The 19,730-nt window shown below is 29.2% G+C and carries 17 protein-coding genes and 3 tRNA genes; 18 read left to right on the forward strand and 2 right to left on the reverse strand.

Features of this window, described 5'->3' with window-relative positions; all coding sequences use genetic code 4:
* The first annotated feature begins 4 nt into the window (after positions 1 to 4).
* The 16 genes from alaS (at position 5) to ACNQ12_RS00295 (ending at position 17,107) form a co-directional block, all read left to right on the forward strand.
* A complete protein-coding gene (alaS, locus tag ACNQ12_RS00220) occupies positions 5 to 2,629 on the forward strand; it encodes an alanine--tRNA ligase (protein WP_418036804.1) in 2,625 nt (874 codons plus the stop codon).
* Positions 2,617 to 3,054: a Holliday junction resolvase RuvX gene (ruvX, locus tag ACNQ12_RS00225; RefSeq protein ID WP_418036806.1), complete on the forward strand. Its 438-nt coding sequence runs from the start codon at positions 2,617 to 2,619 to the stop codon at positions 3,052 to 3,054. Before alaS ends, ruvX begins: the two co-directional genes overlap by 13 nt.
* A 1-nt stretch (position 3,055) precedes the next feature.
* Positions 3,056 to 3,709, forward strand: a complete 654-nt coding sequence (locus ACNQ12_RS00230) for a BC85_0335 family putative methyltransferase (protein ID WP_418018975.1) — start codon at positions 3,056 to 3,058, stop codon at positions 3,707 to 3,709.
* Between the two features lie 36 nt (positions 3,710 to 3,745).
* A complete protein-coding gene (greA, locus tag ACNQ12_RS00235) occupies positions 3,746 to 4,243 on the forward strand; it encodes a transcription elongation factor GreA (protein WP_416754485.1) in 498 nt (165 codons plus the stop codon).
* Positions 4,244 to 4,425: 182 nt separating this feature from the next.
* On the forward strand, positions 4,426 to 5,025 hold the full coding sequence (locus ACNQ12_RS00240; protein WP_416754483.1) for a hypothetical protein: 600 nt from the start codon (positions 4,426 to 4,428) through the stop codon (positions 5,023 to 5,025).
* 89 nt (positions 5,026 to 5,114) lie between these two features.
* Positions 5,115 to 5,780: a deoxynucleoside kinase gene (locus ACNQ12_RS00245; protein ID WP_416754482.1), complete on the forward strand. Its 666-nt coding sequence runs from the start codon at positions 5,115 to 5,117 to the stop codon at positions 5,778 to 5,780.
* Entirely contained in the window at positions 5,764 to 6,339 is a 576-nt protein-coding gene (hpt, locus tag ACNQ12_RS00250; protein ID WP_418036808.1) for a hypoxanthine phosphoribosyltransferase, read from the forward strand. The genes ACNQ12_RS00245 and hpt overlap by 17 nt, the downstream gene beginning before the upstream one ends.
* Positions 6,340 to 6,579: 240 nt before the next feature.
* Positions 6,580 to 10,164 (forward strand): preprotein translocase subunit SecA, encoded by a 3,585-nt coding sequence (gene secA, locus ACNQ12_RS00255; protein WP_418036810.1) that lies wholly within the window; start codon positions 6,580 to 6,582, stop codon positions 10,162 to 10,164.
* Between the two features lie 191 nt (positions 10,165 to 10,355).
* Positions 10,356 to 11,975 (forward strand): ABC-F family ATP-binding cassette domain-containing protein, encoded by a 1,620-nt coding sequence (locus tag ACNQ12_RS00260; protein ID WP_418018978.1) that lies wholly within the window; start codon positions 10,356 to 10,358, stop codon positions 11,973 to 11,975.
* Positions 11,976 to 11,977: 2 nt separating this feature from the next.
* Positions 11,978 to 12,658 (forward strand): 16S rRNA (uracil(1498)-N(3))-methyltransferase, encoded by a 681-nt coding sequence (locus tag ACNQ12_RS00265; RefSeq protein ID WP_418036814.1) that lies wholly within the window; start codon positions 11,978 to 11,980, stop codon positions 12,656 to 12,658.
* A 153-nt stretch (positions 12,659 to 12,811) separates the two neighbouring features.
* Complete coding sequence (gene rplM, locus ACNQ12_RS00270) at positions 12,812 to 13,246, forward strand: 50S ribosomal protein L13 (protein WP_416738470.1); 435 nt, start codon at positions 12,812 to 12,814, stop codon at positions 13,244 to 13,246.
* A 2-nt stretch (positions 13,247 to 13,248) separates the two neighbouring features.
* The gene (gene rpsI, locus ACNQ12_RS00275; RefSeq protein ID WP_416754477.1) at positions 13,249 to 13,647 is read left to right on the forward strand and encodes a 30S ribosomal protein S9; all 399 of its coding nucleotides are present in this window, start codon (positions 13,249 to 13,251) and stop codon (positions 13,645 to 13,647) included.
* A gap of 60 nt (positions 13,648 to 13,707) precedes the next feature.
* Positions 13,708 to 13,784, forward strand: a tRNA-Ile gene (locus tag ACNQ12_RS00280).
* Positions 13,785 to 13,985: 201 nt separating this feature from the next.
* The gene (locus ACNQ12_RS00285) at positions 13,986 to 14,696 is read left to right on the forward strand and encodes a DNA-methyltransferase (RefSeq protein WP_418034879.1); all 711 of its coding nucleotides are present in this window, start codon (positions 13,986 to 13,988) and stop codon (positions 14,694 to 14,696) included.
* Positions 14,653 to 15,570 carry a Dam family site-specific DNA-(adenine-N6)-methyltransferase gene (locus ACNQ12_RS00290; RefSeq protein ID WP_418034878.1) on the forward strand — a complete coding sequence of 306 codons (918 nt, stop codon included), beginning with the start codon at positions 14,653 to 14,655 and terminating at the stop codon, positions 15,568 to 15,570. Before ACNQ12_RS00285 ends, ACNQ12_RS00290 begins: the two co-directional genes overlap by 44 nt.
* On the forward strand, positions 15,557 to 17,107 hold the full coding sequence (locus tag ACNQ12_RS00295; protein ID WP_418036816.1) for a hypothetical protein: 1,551 nt from the start codon (positions 15,557 to 15,559) through the stop codon (positions 17,105 to 17,107). The genes ACNQ12_RS00290 and ACNQ12_RS00295 overlap by 14 nt, the downstream gene beginning before the upstream one ends.
* 107 nt (positions 17,108 to 17,214) lie before the next feature.
* On the opposite strand, the gene ACNQ12_RS00300 is transcribed toward ACNQ12_RS00295, so the two are convergent.
* Both ACNQ12_RS00300 and ACNQ12_RS00305 read right to left on the reverse strand, forming a co-directional pair.
* A tRNA-Lys gene (locus ACNQ12_RS00300) sits at positions 17,215 to 17,290 on the reverse strand.
* Between the two features lie 6 nt (positions 17,291 to 17,296).
* A tRNA-Leu gene (locus tag ACNQ12_RS00305) sits at positions 17,297 to 17,382 on the reverse strand.
* 96 nt (positions 17,383 to 17,478) lie between these two features.
* On the opposite strand from ACNQ12_RS00305, the gene ACNQ12_RS00310 reads away from it, so the two are divergent.
* Entirely contained in the window at positions 17,479 to 18,033 is a 555-nt protein-coding gene (locus ACNQ12_RS00310) for an inorganic diphosphatase (protein WP_416741641.1), read from the forward strand.
* A gap of 303 nt (positions 18,034 to 18,336) precedes the next feature.
* Positions 18,337 to 19,686: a BMP family ABC transporter substrate-binding protein gene (locus ACNQ12_RS00315; RefSeq protein ID WP_418018982.1), complete on the forward strand. Its 1,350-nt coding sequence runs from the start codon at positions 18,337 to 18,339 to the stop codon at positions 19,684 to 19,686.
* The last annotated feature ends 44 nt before the right edge of the window (positions 19,687 to 19,730 follow it).

The following is a 19,730-nucleotide window of genomic DNA, read 5'->3' on the forward strand; positions in this document are numbered from 1 at the left end:
TTTTATGAATTCAAAAGAAATTAGAGAAAAGTGATTATCATTTTTTGAATCAAAAGGACACTTTATTGTGCCTTCAAAAAGTTTAGTGCCACATAATGACCCTTCACTTTTATGAATTAATAGTGGGGTAGCTACTTTAAAAGATTATTTTGCTGGTAAAAAAGTAGCACCCGCAAAAAGATTAACTAACTCACAAAAAGCAATTAGAACCAATGATATTGAAAATGTAGGTATTACAGCTCGTCACCATACATTTTTTGAAATGCTTGGTAACTTTTCAATTGGAGATTACTTTAAAAAAGAGGCTATTGCATTCGCTAGTGAGTTTTTACTTGATGTACTTAAAATAGACAAAGAAAAACTTTATTTTACATACTATTATGAAGATTTAGAAACTAAAAACGAATGAATGTCACATGGTTTCGAAGAAGACCATATGATACCAGGAAGCAAAGACACTAACTTTTGAGAAGTTGGTTCAGGACCTTGTGGGCCTAATACTGAAATCTTTTATGATCGTGGTTCAAAGTATGATGCTAGAGGAATTGAATTATTAAAAGAAGACTTAGAAAATGATCGTTATATCGAAATTTGAAACATTGTTTTTTCAACTTATAATTCAAACGGAGAAGGTGAATATACGGAATTAAAACAAAAAAACATTGATACAGGAGCTGGACTTGAAAGAATTGTTTCAATTATGCAAGATGCTCCAACTAACTTTGATACTGACTTATTCTTACCTATTATTCATGAAATAGAAAAATTCACTGAATTTAGATATGATATTAATAACTATTTTACTAAAGAACCTGAACAAATGTTTATTAACTCATGCTTCAAAGTTATTGCTGATCACATGCGTACTGTAACAAATGCTATTGCTGATGGTGCTAAACCTTCAAATGTTGGTAGAGGATATATCTTAAGAAGACTAATTCGTAGAAGTGTTTATAAAGCAATGCAACTTAAAATATATGACCCATTTTTATATAAATTAGTTGATGTTGTTAAAGCTAGTTTACCTTTTGAATATGAAGTTGGCCCAATTAAACAAATTATTAAGGATGAAGAATTAACTTTCTCACGTACCATTGAAAATGGTAAAAACCTATTAAATAATTATTTAAATGATGATATTGTAATTTTCCCTGGTGATGTTGCTTTCAAATTATTTGAAACCTATGGATTCCCAGTTGAATTAACAGCTGAAATTTTAGAGCAAAAGAATATAAAGATTGATTATGAAGGATATGAAAAAGCTAAGAAAGATCATGCTGATGCTTCAAGAAATGCTAAATTATCTGGAATGGATAAAGTTATTAACTCACTTACAATCTTAAAATCAAAAGTTGATAAATTTGTTGGATATGAAACTACTCATAATGTTAGTGATATTTTATACTTACTTGATGCAGAAAAAGAAGTTACTAGTGCTAATGGCATTGCTTATGTAGTACTAAAAGAGACACCATTTTATGCAACTAGTGGTGGCCAAAAACACGACCGTGGTTACATGCAACAAGGCCATGAAAAAATCTTAATTTTAGATGTATTTAAAGATAAATTCGGAAACCACATTCATAAAGTTGAAGGCAAGATTAAAAAAGACTTACCTGTTGAATGTTTTGTTGATGAAACAATTCGTTTAGGTCTTGAAAGAAATCACTCAGGAACACACTTAATGTTTTGTGCTTTAAGAAATGTACTTGGAAATCAAATTAAACAACTTGGATCAGATAACAATGAAGAACGTTTAACATTTGACCTTCCAGCTGATAGTAAACCTACCGATGAACAAATTAAAGAAGTAGAACGCCTAGTACGTAGTTATATTGCTCAAGATGCCAAACGTGATTACTTACAAATGACTACAGAACAAGCTAAGGAACTTGGTGCAATTATGACACTTGAGGAATCTGAATACATGAATCCTCAAAATGTTCGCATTGTTAAGTTTGATGGAATTACAGCAGATCTTTGTGGAGGAACTCACCTTTCAAATACAGCTAAACTTGAAAATTTCAAAATTACTAATGTTGATAAAAAAGCAGCTGGTGTTTATAGAATCAGAGCCATCTCTTCAAACGCTTTAGTTAATGAATATTTAGAAGAAGAAGTTAATAAATTACTTGTTGAAGTTGAAAAGATGCTTGAAAAGAACACTAAATTAAATAAAGACTATACTTATGAACTAAATGTGCCTGAGGATAAAGAAGCAGCAATTGAATACTTACAAGCTACACTTGAAGCTTTAAAAGACGATAATAAGAAAATTCAGAAAGAATTAGCAAGTAGTTTTGAATTCGATTATGACAATATCGAATTACTTGATATTAAAGGACATAAAGTTTACTTAAATCAAACAATTGATAAAGCTAATATTAAAACTGTAGCTTCTACACTAAGAGAAAAATATCAAGATGTTTTAGTAGTACTTACTTCAGAAGAAAACAATCCAATGTTAGTGGTTGCTTCAAAAACTTATAATTCAAATACTATTGCACAACAATTATTTAAAAAATTAAATGGTCGTGGTGGTGGAAATGCTATTTTATCAATGGGTAAAGTAGAGAATGCTAATGAATTATTAACCTACATACAAGAAGAATTGGTATGAGAAAACTAGGATTAGATTTAGGGATCAAAAGTTGTGGCTTTGCTATAACTGATGAAAATGAAATTATAGCTAGTGGTCTTGAAAACTTTATGTTTGCTGAAAATGATTTTGAGGCTGCACTTAATCGTGTTGATTTCTATCTTAATGAATATAAAAATAAAATTGATGGTATTGTACTAGGCTATCCACTTAAAATTAGTGGCGATAAAAGTGAACGCACTTATATGGTGGAAGATTTTAAACAAAAATTAATTGCACGCTTTAATTTACCAGTGCTCTTTGTTAACGAACAATATTCAACAAAAAGAGCTAATGAAGCTATGATGGCTGCTGGATTAACTCAACAAAAGCGTAAAGCTAAAAAAGATCAGTTAGCAGCGTTGATTATTTTGCAAGATTACTTAGACTATTATCAAAACAAGTGAGGTAAATAAAATGACTTATGAAGCTAGAGTAGCATTAGGTGTTTCTGCCTTAGTCCTAGTTATAATTGGTTTTACAGTTTACATTGTAATGCAAGTATTGGCTAGAAAAATGCGTAATAAAATGCTAAAAAAGACACAAGAAGAAGCTATGATTCAAATTCAAGCTTTGAGAAATGATTTAGGTGAACTCCCATATGAACTAAAGGATTACTTGAAATCAAAAGCTAATGATATCGATGTTGAAGGTATTATTAATACCATTTATCGTAATGAATATAAAAATGTGCTAGTAGTTAATAATCATGATTTATTTCCAATTGTTGCTATTGCTCAAAAAATTAAGGGACAAACTTATGTTTATTCAAAAGAAATTCAATATGATAAACTTGAAGATTTAAGATTAAAATTCCCTGATCATTTTCCAAATGAAATTAAACTTTATGATGAATCAGAAATTGATTGTTTAATTATCATGGATGCTCAAGGTGATATCAATGATATTTTTGATAAATTTAATAAGAAATTGCATAAAGGAATGATATTAGTTTCATTTGCTAACCCTAAAAGCGAAATTAAACGAATGATTAGCTATCTTAAGATGACTGACATGCCTTATGAAGTGTCATATATAAGTTCAAAATATCTATTTATAGTTAAAAAATAATAAGGTAAAATATAATAAATTAGAAAGAGGATTCTTATGCAAAACACAGAACAACAAGGAAAAGTTTATTTATCACAAGAAACATTAGATAAATACAAAAAAGAATATGAACATTTAATTAATGTTGAAAGACCAGCTGTACAAGCTGCCTTAAAAGAAGCTAGAGCACAAGGTGACTTGTCAGAAAACGCTGAATATGATGCAGCTAGAGATAAACAAGGTGCTATAGAAGGGCGTATTTCAGAATTAGAACAAATTCTTGATAATGCTGTTTTAATTGAAGGTAATGAAAAACACCAAAGCCAAGAAGTTGTAACAATTGGTTCAACAGTGGAATTTACTGTTATGTCAACAGGAGAAAGAAAAAAAGTTACAATCATGGGTGTGCATGATGCAGATCCATTTGATGGAAAAATTTCTAATAAAAGTCCTCTTGCAGTAGCAATGTTGGGTCAAGAAGTAGGTGATATTGTTGAGGTCGATACAGCTACAAAATATAATGTTAGAATAGAAAATGTAGAATTTAGCGTATAGCTAAATTTTTTTATTTATATTCTTATTTTATAGGTGTAAAAAGATAAAAATAAAAAACTATAAATGTGATATAAAATTAAAAGAAAAATAAACTTTTTTAGTTTTATAATGATTTTTATTTCTGTGCAGTAGGTCTAAAACATTATTTTAAAATATTATGTTTTTAACATATAATATTTCCTATGAAAAAAAGTATTACAAAAATATGAGATATTAAAATAATTGTTTACTTAGCTCTATATTTAGCAATAATAATCGTTTTTACGTTTACACCATATACAGGTTATATTACAGTTGGAATAGTATCGATAACTACTATTCCATTAATTATATTAATTGCATCAATTCATTTAGGATACATTGGGATTTTATGAACGTGTTTTAATTTTGGGTTCTGATCTTTTATTGGATCAATTATTTTGCAGTTACCTATTTTTAACTTAGTTTATATTTCATTAATACCAAGAATATTACTTGGGCTTATTCTTTGTGCCATTTATTATTTATTATTCAAAGTGTGAAGCTTTAATTTAGTTTCAGTGGCTATTTATGCTTTTTGCATCTTTATGCTAAATACTATGCTAGTGTCAAGTGCTTTATTAATCACGATTCAATTTAAGGATCTAAACATTGGCAATGCTAAAATTTGATTTGGCTTAATTTGAATAAATATGCTAGTAGAATGAGGCATATTAGAAGTTATTTCACTAGCTTTATATCCATTTTTAAAATGAGTAAAAAGCAGAACTGCTCAAGAATTTTGAAATGAGTCAAAATACTAAAAAGTATTTTTGATTTTTTTAAACTTAGGGACTAAATTTGCTTTATAATAAAACAAATATTAATTGCTATAACTGCAAGGGGGGATCATATGATTATTGGAATTTCAGGAATGATTAGTAGTGGAAAAAGTACATTAACTTCTAAATTACTACAGCACTATAAAAATTCAATCTTACTTGAGGAATATTCAGAAAATGATGAAGTCTTTACCACTATGCTAAATTGGTTCTATGAAAAAAGACCTAATTTAGATTTATCATTTCAAGCGTATGTGGTTGAAAACCATTTAGCTAATGTAGATAAAGCCATTGCTAAATTTAATCAACTTAAAATGGATCCAAATAAAGACTTATTATTCCTAGATCGTTTCAGTGCAGAACATTATGTTTTTGCCCTAGTTAACTTAAAAAACTTATCTCCTAAAGCTATGCAAGCCTACGACGCACTGTTTAAAGTATTAGTTAGTCAAAATGAGTTACCTGAATTTGCTATTTTTTTAGATGTTTCATATGAAAATTTTGAAAAAAGACTTTTTGCGCGTGGTAGAAAAGTAGAAATTGATAACTATGAAGTAAATAAGGCTTATTTTAAGGAACTTTATCAAGTTTATAAGGAAGCTTTTATCAAGATTGCTAATACTTACAATATTAAATATGCCATTATTGATACCAATGTTCTAACCGAAGAACAGGTTTTTGCTCAAGCAGTTAAATTAATTGAGGAGTATAAAGAACATCATGCTACAAATATTTAATAAGAATAAACAAACAAAAGTGCATCCAATGGTTAAGAAAGTGCTTTTTGACCAAGCTTTTATTGAAAAACATATTGTGCAATGTGCAAACTGAGTTAATCAAACTTATAAAGATTCAAATGACTTAATTATAGTTGGCTTACTTAAGGGTTCTATTCCTTTTTTAGCTCAACTAATTAAAAATGTTGAAGTAGATCATAAGTTAGATTTTATGACTGTAAGTACTTATGCGGGCTCACATGCAAGCAGCGGAAGTGTTAAAATCATTATGGATTTAGCTAATGATATTGAAGGAAAAGATGTCTTAATTGCTGAAGATATTATTGATAGTGGAATCACATTACAAAAGGTATGTTCAATGTTAAAAGAAAGGCATCCTCACAGCTTAAAAGTGCTAACTTTGATGGATAAACCTTATAACCGTAAGGTAGATTTTCAAGCTGACCATTATGGCTTTATTGCACCTGATGAATTTCTAGTTGGATTTGGTCTAGACTATGATGAAAAATTACGTAACTTACCTTACATTGGTGTCTTTGATGAAAGTTTTATTAAATAAAGAATCATAATATAATAAAGATAGTTGAAATTAAGCTTCAATTCACTCAAAGGAATTGAAGTTTTTATTTATTTTTTTGAATCTTACTGATAGGCTAAAAATTTTTACTTAAGCAACATTATTTAGTATTTTTAATAACCTTAAAATAAATCAATTTGTAAAAGCTCTTTGCACATATTTATTTCTTAATAGTTAATAATTCACTTTATTTAAATAAAAAGTCAGTATAATTTAAACATTATGAGTAATTTAAATAAATTTTTCGATCTAAAGACTACTGAAATGCGTATTGCTGAAAAAGCTCTTAAAAAGATCAATCAATTAGAACCTATTGTTGAGAAATTTACTGACCAAGAATTGAAAGAAAAGACTCAATTCTTCAAGGACTTATTAGCTAAAGGTTATAGCTTAGATGATATTAGAAATGATGCTTTTGCAGTAGCTCGTGAAGCAACTAAAAGAGTACTAGGGAAACGTCCTTATGATGTGCAAATTCTAGGTGGATTACTTTTAGATTTAGGATCAGTTGCAGAAATGAAAACAGGAGAAGGAAAAACTATTACTTCTATTGCTCCCGTATATCTAAATGCTTTGTTAGGTAAAGGAGCTATTGTTTCAACAGTTAATGAATATCTATCAGAACGTGATGCTATCGAAATGGGACAAGTATTTAACTTTTTAGGCCTAACAGTTGGCATTAATAAAGCACAAATGAACCCATTTGATAAACGTAATGCTTATGCTGCTGACATTACTTATTCAGTACACTCTGAACTAGGTTTTGACTATCTAAGAGATAACATGGTTAAGGATGGAAGTGAAAAAGTTCAAAGAGGTTTACAATTCTGCTTAATTGATGAAGTAGATTCAATTTTAATTGATGAAGCAAAAACACCTTTAATTATTTCTGGTGGAGATGCCGAAGATACTTCTTCATACTTTGCAGCAGACCAATTTGTTCGTACATTAAATAAAAATGACTATTTAATTGATGAAGAATCTAAGGCAGTTACTTTAACACATGCTGGTATTGAAAAGGCTAATAAGTTTTACCACACACCTAATTTTTATAACATTGAAAATTCAGAAACTGTGCACCTTGTGCAAAATGCCCTTAGAGCTCACAAGATCATGAGAATTGATGTTGAATACATTGTGCGTGAAGGAAAAATTGAACTAGTTGACGCCTTTACTGGTCGTATTATGGATGGACGTAGTTATTCAGAAGGGTTACAACAAGCTATTCAAGCTAAAGAAATGGTCGAAATTGAACCAGAAACTAAAACATTGGCAACTATTACATATCAAAACTTCTTTAGAATGTTTAAAAAGCTTTGTGGAATGACAGGAACAGGTAAAACTGAAGAACAAGAATTCATTGATATCTATAACATGCGGGTAAATGTAGTTCCAACCAATAAACCAATAGCTAGAGTTGATGAACCTGATGCAATTTTTGCTACAGCAGAAGATAAGTGAAACGCTGTTGTTGAAAAAATTATTGAGCTACACAAAAAAGGGCAGCCAGTTTTAGTTGGAACAGCTCAAATTGAAGATTCAGAAATTGTTCACAAAATGTTGATTAACCGCGGAATTCCGCACACAGTGCTTAATGCTAAACAAAATGCCTCAGAAGCCGAAATTATTTCACATGCCGGAGAAGTTGCTTCAGTAACAATAGCAACAAATATGGCGGGGCGTGGAACTGACATTAAGCCTTCTGCTGAAGCACTTGCCCGCGGTGGTTTATATGTCCTTGGAACTGACAAAGCTGAATCAAGAAGAATTGATAATCAATTAAGGGGACGTTCAGGACGTCAAGGTGATGTTGGGACAAGTAAATTCTTTGTTTCTATTGATGATCAATTGATGCAAAGATTCGCTAACTATGAAAGTTTTAGAGAAGCATATGCTGATTCTAAAGGAAAAGAAGTAACTAATAAACAACTACGTTTTGCTTTTAACCATGCACAAAAGAAAATTGAAGGTTTTAATTACGACTCACGTAAGTCAGTTTTAAATTATGATGATGTTATTAGACAACAACGTGATTTAATTTACGCACAAAGAGACTTAATTTTATATAGCAAGGATATTGTTTTTATTGTACAAAGAATGATTGCATCCTCAGCACGTAGTATTGTGCGTAGAGGTGAATATAGATTACATAATAATACTTACAATTATGCAGCACTAGTAAGTTTTTTAAATGAAAACATTGGAAGCTTAATTAAATTCCATTTTGATTTAGGTGAAATTTCAAAAGTACATGAAAGTGATTTACCTGAATATATAGCTAATATTGTACTAACAGTTTATGAACAATGACAAGAAAACGCTTTTGAAAATGCTAGTCAAGATGAAATTTTAAGTTTACTTAAAGAGACTATTTTGCAAACTCTAGACGAAAAATGACAAGCACATATTAACAAAATGGATAAATTGCGTTCAAATGTTAATTTAGTACAATACTCACAAAAAAATCCATATCAAATATATACCGAAGAAGGTACGAAAACTTTTGACGCAATGGTAGATGATATTGCCTATGGAGTATTGCTTCGAATTTTCTCAAATAGAATCGGAATGAAATCATTAATAACAAAAGAAATGCGTGCTGACAGTGTTTTTCAACAAATACTTTCAACTATGCCAATGGATCCATATCGTTCAATCGAAGAACAAGAACGTACTTTAATTGATATTTATAATTCAATTAAACGTAGATTAGAAGAAATTAAACAAGAAGAAGCTCAACAACTTGCTAAAATGGAACAAGCATTACAAGAAGCTAGTTTACCATATCAGCCAGAAGAAAATACACCTAGCTTTTTAGAAGAAACTTACCAAAATAATCAAGCTGAAAGTAATTGAGATAATTTAAATAATGATTCAAATAGCTTAAATGTAAAAAAGAATAATTTTACAGATAAAAACAAGGAAAAACCATATAATTTATATATGGAAAACTCAATAACAAGGGACAACCAACACAGAGTACTTCGTGCTCATACGTTATATCCTGTGAGAAGATTCCCAAGTAGACCAAGAAAATTTATCATTCAATATGTCTCATTACCCACATATGATGAAATAGATTTAAAAGAAACGGAGAATAATATGAAAAGATGCCTTAGATGTTCAAGAAATTTTAGAAATTGTAAGCACGTAAGACAATGAAAATTAACTGCTGAAGAATTTGAAGAATTCAACAAAGTTCCTGTTGTGGATGAAGTTGCTGAAGAAGTAATTATCGAAAAAATTAAACACAAGGAACCCGTGGTTATTGAAGAATTAGTTACTATTAAAAAATGCCATTGTGACGAAAAATGTGAATGCCCATCAGAAACAGAATGCAAATGTAAAGAAGAAAAAGAAGAAGTTGCTCAAGATTTACAAGCAACTGAACAAATGGAACAAGTAGTTGAAGAAGTTGCTAAAGAAGATGATTGCGATTTTCAAACTATGGAAACAAGAGAAGAAAATGTTATGGAACCTATTGGTGGAGCATGCTGTGGTGGAAAATGTAAAGCTAATGAGAATGCTAATAAAATTAAACGTCACGTTGATGAAAAAAAATCTACTTCTGCTATTCTAGCTTACCAAGAAAAAGAACAAGAATTAGATTCTGAAAACATTGCTAAAAGAGTTAATGAAATAGAAACAGCAAGAGCAGCAGCACATGATGAAATTAAAGAAGAATGCATGTCAGAATGTGCAGCAGATAATGTTGCTGGTCAAAATGAAGAATGCAACTGCTATACATTACATGATGTTGCTTTAGAATATGTTGACTATTTTGTAGAACTAAAAAATAGATTATAAAAATATTAATTCGCCTAATTAAGTTAGGTGAATTTTATTAATTTATTTAATTATTGTGTATAATATACCTGAGCCGACATCGAGTGAATAACTTTGATGCCAATCGCCTTCATTTAGAAGGTTTTTTTAATATTTTTATAAATTTAAAATTAAAATATAATATAGCAATTAATAATATAAAAGGAGACTAAATGATTGAAGTTCAAAATTTAAGCAAAATTTTTAGTGATAAAAAGTTATTCGAAAATGTAAACTTAAAATTTACAGAAGGAAATACTTATGGTATTATCGGAGCTAATGGTGCTGGAAAGTCTACATTTTTAAAAATAATAGCAGGACAAATTGAAGCTTCTGGTGGAAATATTTTAATTGAAAAGAATAAACGTATTTCTGTTCTTTCTCAAGATCACAATGCATATGATGATATCAATGTAACTGAAGTTGTGATTATGGGTAATACAGATTTATATCAAATTAAAGAAGAAAAAGATGCCATTTATATGAATCCAGATGCAACTGATAAAGATTATGAAAGAGCCGCAGATTTGGAAGAAAAATTTGGTATGTTAGGCGGGTGAACAGCAGAAAATGATGCACAAGAATTACTAGCTAACTTACATATACCTAAAGAAAAATGAGAAGTTCCAATGCGTGAATTAACGGCTAACCAAAAAATAAAGGTACTTTTAGCAAAAGCTTTATTTGGAAATCCTGATATTTTAATCATGGACGAGCCAACTAACCACCTTGACTTAAGAAGTATTAGATGACTTGAAAACTTTTTAATTGATTATCAAAATGTTGTTATTGTAGTATCTCATGACAGTGATTTCTTAGATGCAATCTGTACTCACATTGTGGATATCGATTATAATGAAGCTAAAATTTATACAGGTAACTATAGTTTTTGAAAAGAATCATCAGAATTAGCACGGGAAATGATGAAACAATCTAACTTGAAAAAAGAAGCACAAATTGAAAAATTAAAGGACTTTATTGCTCGTTTTAGTGCCAATGCTTCTAAATCTCGTCAGGCTACTTCGCGTAAAAAAGCACTTGAAAAAATATCATTAGATGAAATTAAACCATCTAACCGTAAATACCCTTATGTTCGTTGAGAAATGAACCGTGATCATGGAAAACAAATTTTAAATGTTGAAGATTTAACTTATGTTAATGATAAGGGTGAAACAGTTTTTGAAAAAGTCTCATTCTCATTAAAACCAGGTGAAAAAATGGTTATTGTTGGAGAAGATGATATTGCTAAAACTAAATTCTTAGAATGCTTACTTGGTATTACTAAACCAACTAGTGGAACAGTTGAATGGGGACAAACAATTACTCCTTCTTACTTTCCAAATGAAAATTCAAAATATTTTGATACCGATGAAAATATTTTAGAATGAATTTCAAAATGACCTTTAGAAAATAAAGAAAAAGAAAACCGTGAAAATGATGATGCGCGTATGCGTGGATTTTTAGGACGTATGTTATTTAATAATGATTCAGTATTTAAAAAAGTTAGAGTAACAAGCGGGGGAGAAAAAGCTAGACTAATGTTTTCTCGGATGATGTTACTTGAATCAAACTTTATAATATTAGACCAACCATTAGACCATTTAGATGCTGAATCAATCGACTCAGTTATTGAAGGAGTTAAAAACTATAAAGGTGGAGCAATTTTTACTACATATAATAGAGCCTTTGTTAACCAATGTGCTGATGTAATATTAGAACTTCAATCACCAAAGAAAAGCTTTATCTTTAGAGGAACACTTGAAGATTATGAAGCAATCATGAATGAGGATTAATCATGAATCGTTTCTTTGTAACTAAAAAAAATACAGATGGATTTGATTTAGATCCAGAAATTATCAAACATATAAAGGTAATTAGAGCACAAGATAAGCCTTTTATCTGTGTTTACCAAAATGAATTTTATCAATGTATACTTGACGGAAGCCAAGCTAAAATTCAATTTAAACTAGAAGAAGATCATGAACTAAAGCATGAAGTTATTTTGGCTATAAGCGTAATTAAACTAGATCGTTTTGAATGAGCATTGCAAAAAGCTACTGAACTTGGAGTTACCAAGATTATTCCAATGTTAACTCAATACACTCAACATGATTTAGTAAAATACAATAAATTTGAAAGCAAATATGAACGTTTTCAAAGTATTTTGCGAAATGCAGCTGAGCAAAGCTTTCGTAATAAGATTCCAGAACTAATGCCTTTGGCAAAGTTTGAAGACGTAATAAAAGCTAATGACATTACTAAATATATAGCACACGAAAAAATTGCTAGTTCAATCGCTCTTCCACAACCAATTAATTATGATGTATTGTTTTTAGTAGGTCCTGAAGGTGGCTTTAGCGAAGCAGAAATTACATTAGCTGAAAAATATCAAGTTAGTCCAGTTTCGTTGGGAAGTCGCATTTTAAGAGCTGAAACAGCTGCTATTTATTTATTAAGCCAAATAAAAATACAATAAATAAAGAAAAAAGAAACCAAAACCCTTATTTTTAAGCAAAAATAGATAATTAAAAAATATTAGCTTATTGGGTTTTGTGTGTTATAATTAATAAGCAATTTAAAAAATTAACCGAAACCTAAATAAATTTATAGTTAACGTAGGAGGATTAGCATGAGACAAACTACAATAGTAAATACTCAACAAGCTAACAAAAAATGATATGTTGTTGATGCTGAAGGACAAGTACTTGGTCGTTTAGCTGCACAAGTAGCATCAGTATTAAGAGGAAAAAACAAACCAACATTTACACCTAATGCAGATATGGGTGATAACGTAATTATTATCAACGCTGAAAAAGTTGTTTTATCAGGTAATAAAGAAGAAGATAAGATTTACTACTCACACTCAGGATACCCTGGTGGACTTAAATCTATCACAGCTGCTAAATTAAGAGTGAAAAGACCTACAGCTATTATTGAAAAAGCTGTTAGCGGTATGCTTCCACACACAAAATTAGGAAACAAACAACGTAGAAACTTATTCGTTTACGCAGGACCAGATCACAAACACGCAGCTCAAAATCCAGAAAGATTAGAGGTTAAATAATTATGGCTAATAACAATGTAATGTACCGTGGTTTAGGAAGAAGAAAATCATCAGTTGCTCGTGTAAGACTTACACCAGGAACAGGAAAATTTGTAATCAACAACCGTGATGCTAGAGATTACTTAACATCTGATATCTATTTAAAAGATGCCAACCAACCATTTGTTTTAACAGATACATTTGGAACATTTGATGTTAGTGTAAACGTAACTGGTGGGGGACTTAGCGGACAAGCTGGAGCAATTAGACTAGGAATCGCTCGTGCTTTATTAGAAGCTAACGTAGATTACCGTGCTGCTCTTAAAGCTGCAGGAATGCTAACAAGAGATGCTCGTGCTAAAGAACGTAAAAAACCAGGTTTACGTGCTGCACGTCGTGCAAGACAATTCTCAAAACGTTAATAAACTTAATAATTTTTGTATGCATAATAATATTTTATGGTATAATATGCATACATATTCGCGAGCGTAGCTCAGCTGGTTAGAGCACACGACTGATAATCGTGAGGTCGATGGTTCGAGTCCATTCGTTCGCACCATTTCAAGAAATTGACCAAATTAAATCTCATAATTATTTATGAGATTTTTTTATTTCCCTTATAAAAACAAAACAAATTTTAAAATTAACAATTTAGATTAATTAATATAAAATTTATTAAATTTTTATAGTATATTTTGTTACTTATTTAACCTTTTTACTTGACTTATATATATATATATATATATATAATTCATCCACTATGGATTTAGAAAACAAAATTTTTAACATTGATAATATTAAACTTTTTCATAAGTGAAGAAAAGCAAATATAGAGCCATTTATTGATGCAATAATAACAGACCCACCATATAACATATCCAGAAAAAACAATTTTAAAACAATAGGTAGACAAGGTATTGACTTTGGCACTTGAGATTATAATTTTAATCAAACTAAATGAATAAAACTTGTTTCACCATTTGTTAAAAAAGGTGGCTCAATTATCATTTTTAATGATTATAAAAATTTTGGAGAAATTTGTAAAACTTTAGAAAATAATGGTTTTATAATCAAAGATTTAATTAGATGAATTAAATCAAATCCAATGCCGCGAAATACCCTAAGACGTTATGTAACTGATTTTGAGCTTGCAATTTGAGCAGTGAAGCCAGGTAAAAAATGAGTTTTTAATAAAGGTGAAAACATTAAATATAAAAGGCCAGAGATATTTTTCTCTACAGTCGCTTCAGGCAAAAATCGTATACACCCAACACAAAAGCCACTTTCAGTTATTGAAGAATTAATATTAACACATACACATAAAAATGATTTGATTTTTGATCCATTTATGGGTTCTGGTACAACTGCGATTGCATGCTTAAAAAATAACAGACGATATTTAGGAACTGAAATAGATAAAGATTATTATGAAAAGTCAATTAAAAGAATTAATGAATTCAAAAGTTTATAGAAGCCCATTATATTATCTTGGAGACAAATACATTTTATTTAATCAAATTGCTTGCTATCTGCCCAAAGATATTAAAACATTTTATGACGTGTTTGGTGGTGGCGGAACAATGTTAGCAAATGTTAATGCTGAAAAGTATGCTTATAATGACATTGATATAAATTTAACTAATTTGCTGAAATTTATTTATATAACTAATAAAGCTGTATTGATTGCCCAGATTGAAACTGAAATAGAAGCATTTAAATTTAAAAAGTATTTTAAAACTGATAAAGATAAATTCAAGCGATCCTATTTAAATTTAAGAAGTAAATATAATATGCTTGAGAATAAAAATACAGAAATAGGAAATATTTGATTATTTCTTCTTATTGTCCATAGTTTTAACAGCCAAATCAGATTTAATTCTAAGAATATGTTTAATATACCAGTAGGAAAACAGACTTTAAATGATAACCGCCAAAAAGTTTTAATTGAATTTAAACAAAAAATAGATACAAAAGAAATTAAATTTAGTTCAAATGATTTTACATATATTTATGAACTGTTAAATAATAATAAATTAGCTCCTAATGATTTCTTTTATTTTGATCCACCATATTCTATTACGCAAGCTACATATAATAGCATTTGAAATGTTGAACAAGATAGGGAACTTTGCAAACTTCTAGATGTTCTAACTGAACATAAAATTAAGTGAGCAATGAGTAATGTATTCGAATCAAAAGGACTTAAAAACGAAACATTAATTAATTGAGCCAAAAGATACAACATTTATTTTTTAAATAAAAACTACAAAAATTCAAATTACCAAAGAAAAAATAGAAATTTAAAAGATATCGAGGTATTAATTATAAATTATGAAGTTAAATAATTTTAATAAACTTTCTGGTACAGAGCTTAGAACAAAAAACATTTTAAATACTTTTTCGTCTATTCTAATTTGAATTAAAGAAGTAACAGAAAACAATAAATATGCTTTTTCTGACATTGCACTTGAAAAAAGTTTTAAAGATTATTGTGAACGCGAAGGTATTTATAATTACAAAGATAAAACTGGTATTAATAGATTTAGTATGTTTATATCTAAACTTACTGCAATGGGTTTTATAACAAAAATGAATGGTGAATGCCACTTAAATGTACAATTAATTAATGAAAGTGATTTAACTAACTCATTTTTTAAGTCTATTTTAAAATATGGAAATCATAGTGAATTTAAAAATATGGTTAATTTTATATATCAAAAAAAGGAAATTAAAACATTACCTTTATATTTCGCAATGGTCACTTTTGAGAAAAATGATAATTTTTATAAACTTTATAGTAAATTTGATGAGCTGGAAACAAAAGAAAATTGTATAAATTATTTAGCTAATATAAGCACAAAAAATATATTAAAAGATATAAACAAATATAAAAAGTCATTAAATTTTAAAAAACCACCCAAAGGCATTAATATACTTAAAAGTATTTTTACATATAAGCTCAATAATAATCTGATACCAAGTGACTTTTTTGAAAATCTAGATATTAGGCAAATAGAAAAATATACTATTCATGTTTCTAAAAACAATAAAGCTTTTAATTATTGTAATTTTTATAATAATTTAAGTTTAGAAGATTTTATTTTGTTAATTGAAATGAATAGGTTATCGGAATTACTAAATAAAGAGTATTTTGATATTTGATTTAGATGGATGAAAGACTTTGGATTTATAAATGCAAAGACAGATATTTTCATTGATTCCAGTTTTATAGAAAAACAAGAAGAAGAATACTACATCGCTGACCAAACGAAACAGTTGAATGAATATCCTTATGATTTAGAGCAAGTTGATGAATGATTGAAAGAAATTGACAATTTAACTTTGGATGAATTCAAAAAATTCAAAACTACAATTTTTAAAGGCAAGGGTGAAATTTTAAATGCAACAAGAGCAACAATAGCTGAATATCTTGTCAATTTAAAATTTGCTTATTTATTAAATATCGAACCTAAAAATTTCAAAAAATATTCAAACACAATTGTTAACAATAAACTAGAGCCAATTTCACATGCACCAGGCGGAAGAGCTGATTTTAGCTATTTTGACCAAAAAGAAAAATTTTTAATTAATGTAGAAACTACACTTCATAATTCATATGAAAAGCTACGTAATAATGAAACTACTTCCAATGTAGCCCATATTATAAAAGATATAGAAGAATATGATTGTTCAAAAGCTATTTTATATAACATAATTCTTTCTGAAATAAATTTAGAAATCACTGAATTATATCGAAGAGATCTACAAATTTACTTTAATTATTGTGAAAGGAGTAGATTTTCTGCATCAAATGTTGAAATAACTATAGACTCTGTAAAATCATTTAAATGGTTATATAATTTAAAAAATATGCAAGAGTAAAACAAAAACATGTTTTTATAGCAATAGGGTGTTTTTGTTTTTTTATTTGCAAAAAACAAGCTATAAAAAAAAGCTTCTTTTCAGAAGCTTCGGTCAATTTCTTGAAATGGTACGCCCTAGAGGATTCGAACCTCTGACCCAATGGTTAAAAGCCATTTGCTCTACCTGCTGAGCTAAGGGCGCAGATATTGGTGCCCAGGACTGGACTTGAACCAGCACGGTATTGCTACCGAGGGATTTTAAGTCCCTTGTGTCTACCATTCCACCACCTGGGCAACTTGTTTTTGCTTGTTGCTTAAGTATTATAACACAAGAATTTTTTTTCAAACATTTTTTTTAATTTTTTTTCGCCAATATGCTACTATATAGATATGCAAAAAGAAATCCAAGTAAAAATTGAAATTCAAAAGAATTCAAGAATCAAATATGAATACAACAGAAAAACTAAACAAATTGAAGTAGACAGAATACTAAGAGGAGATTTTGTTTACCCATGTAATTATGGTTTTGTTCCTAATGCATTAGACTGAGATGGTGATGAACTTGATGTTTTATTATACTCAGAAGAAACATTCATGCCAGGAGTATCTTTAAATGCACGTATTATAGGTGCTATGAAGATGATTGACGACGGTGAAACAGATACTAAATTAATTGCTGTTCATGCAGACGATTACAGACTTGATCATATTCAATCATTAAAAGATCTTCCTTTACCATTTTTAGATACAGTTAAAACATTCTTCTCAACATACAAAAACTGAAAACGTGAAGGTATAACCTCGGTTGATGGATTTGAAGACGTTACATGAGCTATGGCAGAATATGATGAATGTGTTGAACTAATGAATAAATATGGTGACATGGATAAAAAAGATTTCATTAAACTAATGCAAGAGAAACATCCAGAAAAATATCAATTTTAATTACTTATAAGCCCTATATTTGGGGCTTTTTCTTTAATTTATGATATTTTATTATAGAAAAAACGATTTTAAACCATTTTTATTTTTTTAAAAAAATAGAAAAAAATGTTATTTTAGCCTAAAAAATAAGTCAAAAAGTTTATTTTTATTGATTTTTTAAAAATGTGGAACAAAAATAAACTTATTTCCATATTTTAGACTTACAGCCTTCTAATTCTATATAATAATAGTGAACAAATTAGTACTAATTAAAAATATGATTTGTTCGAAGAAATTAATTAATTAATTATATATCGGAGAATTATGAAAAAAATTAAATCATTATTAATGGCATTTGCTGGTATTTCAGCAGCTACATTACCTGTTGTTGCAGGTGCATGTGGTGTAACAGATAAAGCAGAAGGAAAGCAAGCTAAATATATTACACCAAATGAACGTGTTACAAAAGGTGTTATTAAATTAAATGAACAATTAACAGATAAAATTCAAGCTTTAAAATCATTACCTTCAATTGCATTCGTTACAGAATCAGGAGGTATCTTAGACCAATCATTCAACCAATCAGGATGAGAAGGGCTTTTAGATTTAATTGACCAATTTAAAGCTGCTGGTAAAGACCTAGTTGCTAAACCAATTGAACCTACAGTTGGTGCTGCATTAACTGATCAATACAATGCATTATTAGATTCAAAAACACAAATCTGAATTTTATCAGGGTATGCACACGGTGACTTCTTACCAGACTTTATTAATCAAAACTATCAAAGATTAATTGCAAACAAGGTTAAAATCATTGGGTTAGACTACGCTATTACTCCAGATAAAATTACAGTTCCATTTAAAGACTTATACACAGTAACATATCAAGTTCAAGGACCTTCATATGTTGTTGGGCAAGCGATTGCCGATTACTTAAACACATACTCAAAAACAAATAAAACAACTACAACATTTGGTGGTGGTGATTATGATGGTGTTACAGCATTTATGAATGGATATGTAAAAGGTATCTATTCATTTGACAAAGCTAATGCAGATGCTAAAGTTAAAGTATTAACATCAGGTTCAGACAATAAACTTGAAATTAACTCAGGATTCGAATCAGATCCTAAAATGCAATCAGCTATTACACAAGCTGTTGCTACAAACGCTAAAGTTATCTTACCAGTTGCTGGAACAGCAACAGCTATTTTAAAAACACAGTTAGAACAATCTAATGCACAAGGTACAGTAATTATTGGTGTTGACGCTGACCAATCAAGAGCATTCCCATCAGCAAAAGGATTATTCATTACTTCAATTACAAAGAACTTAGGACAATCAGTTTATGATGCTCTTCTATACACAATCTTTGGATTAAACAACTCAGCTAATACATTTGACACAGCTGCTACAACAGTTCAAACATTAAATGGTACACTTCAAAATAACTGAGTTGGATATGCACAAAGTACATTAACAAATGAAGAAGAAAGAAACTTTGTTAACCAAAAATTAGAAGCATACAAGACACAATTCTTAGGTGCAAACCAAGAAACACAAAACTATGTATACACAAACAGCACAATGCCAGGGCAAGCAGCACAAGATAATGTAAACGGTGTTAATGTTGCTGATGCAGTGGTTAAAGAAATTGAAAAATTAGCTAAATAGTTTTGCTAAAAAAGGAAAAGCTCAAGGGCTTTTCTTTTTTATAC

Source organism: Mycoplasma paraquilae, from assembly GCF_048284415.1.
Classification (GTDB): Bacteria; Bacillota_I; Bacilli_A; order Mycoplasmatales; family Metamycoplasmataceae; genus Mycoplasmopsis.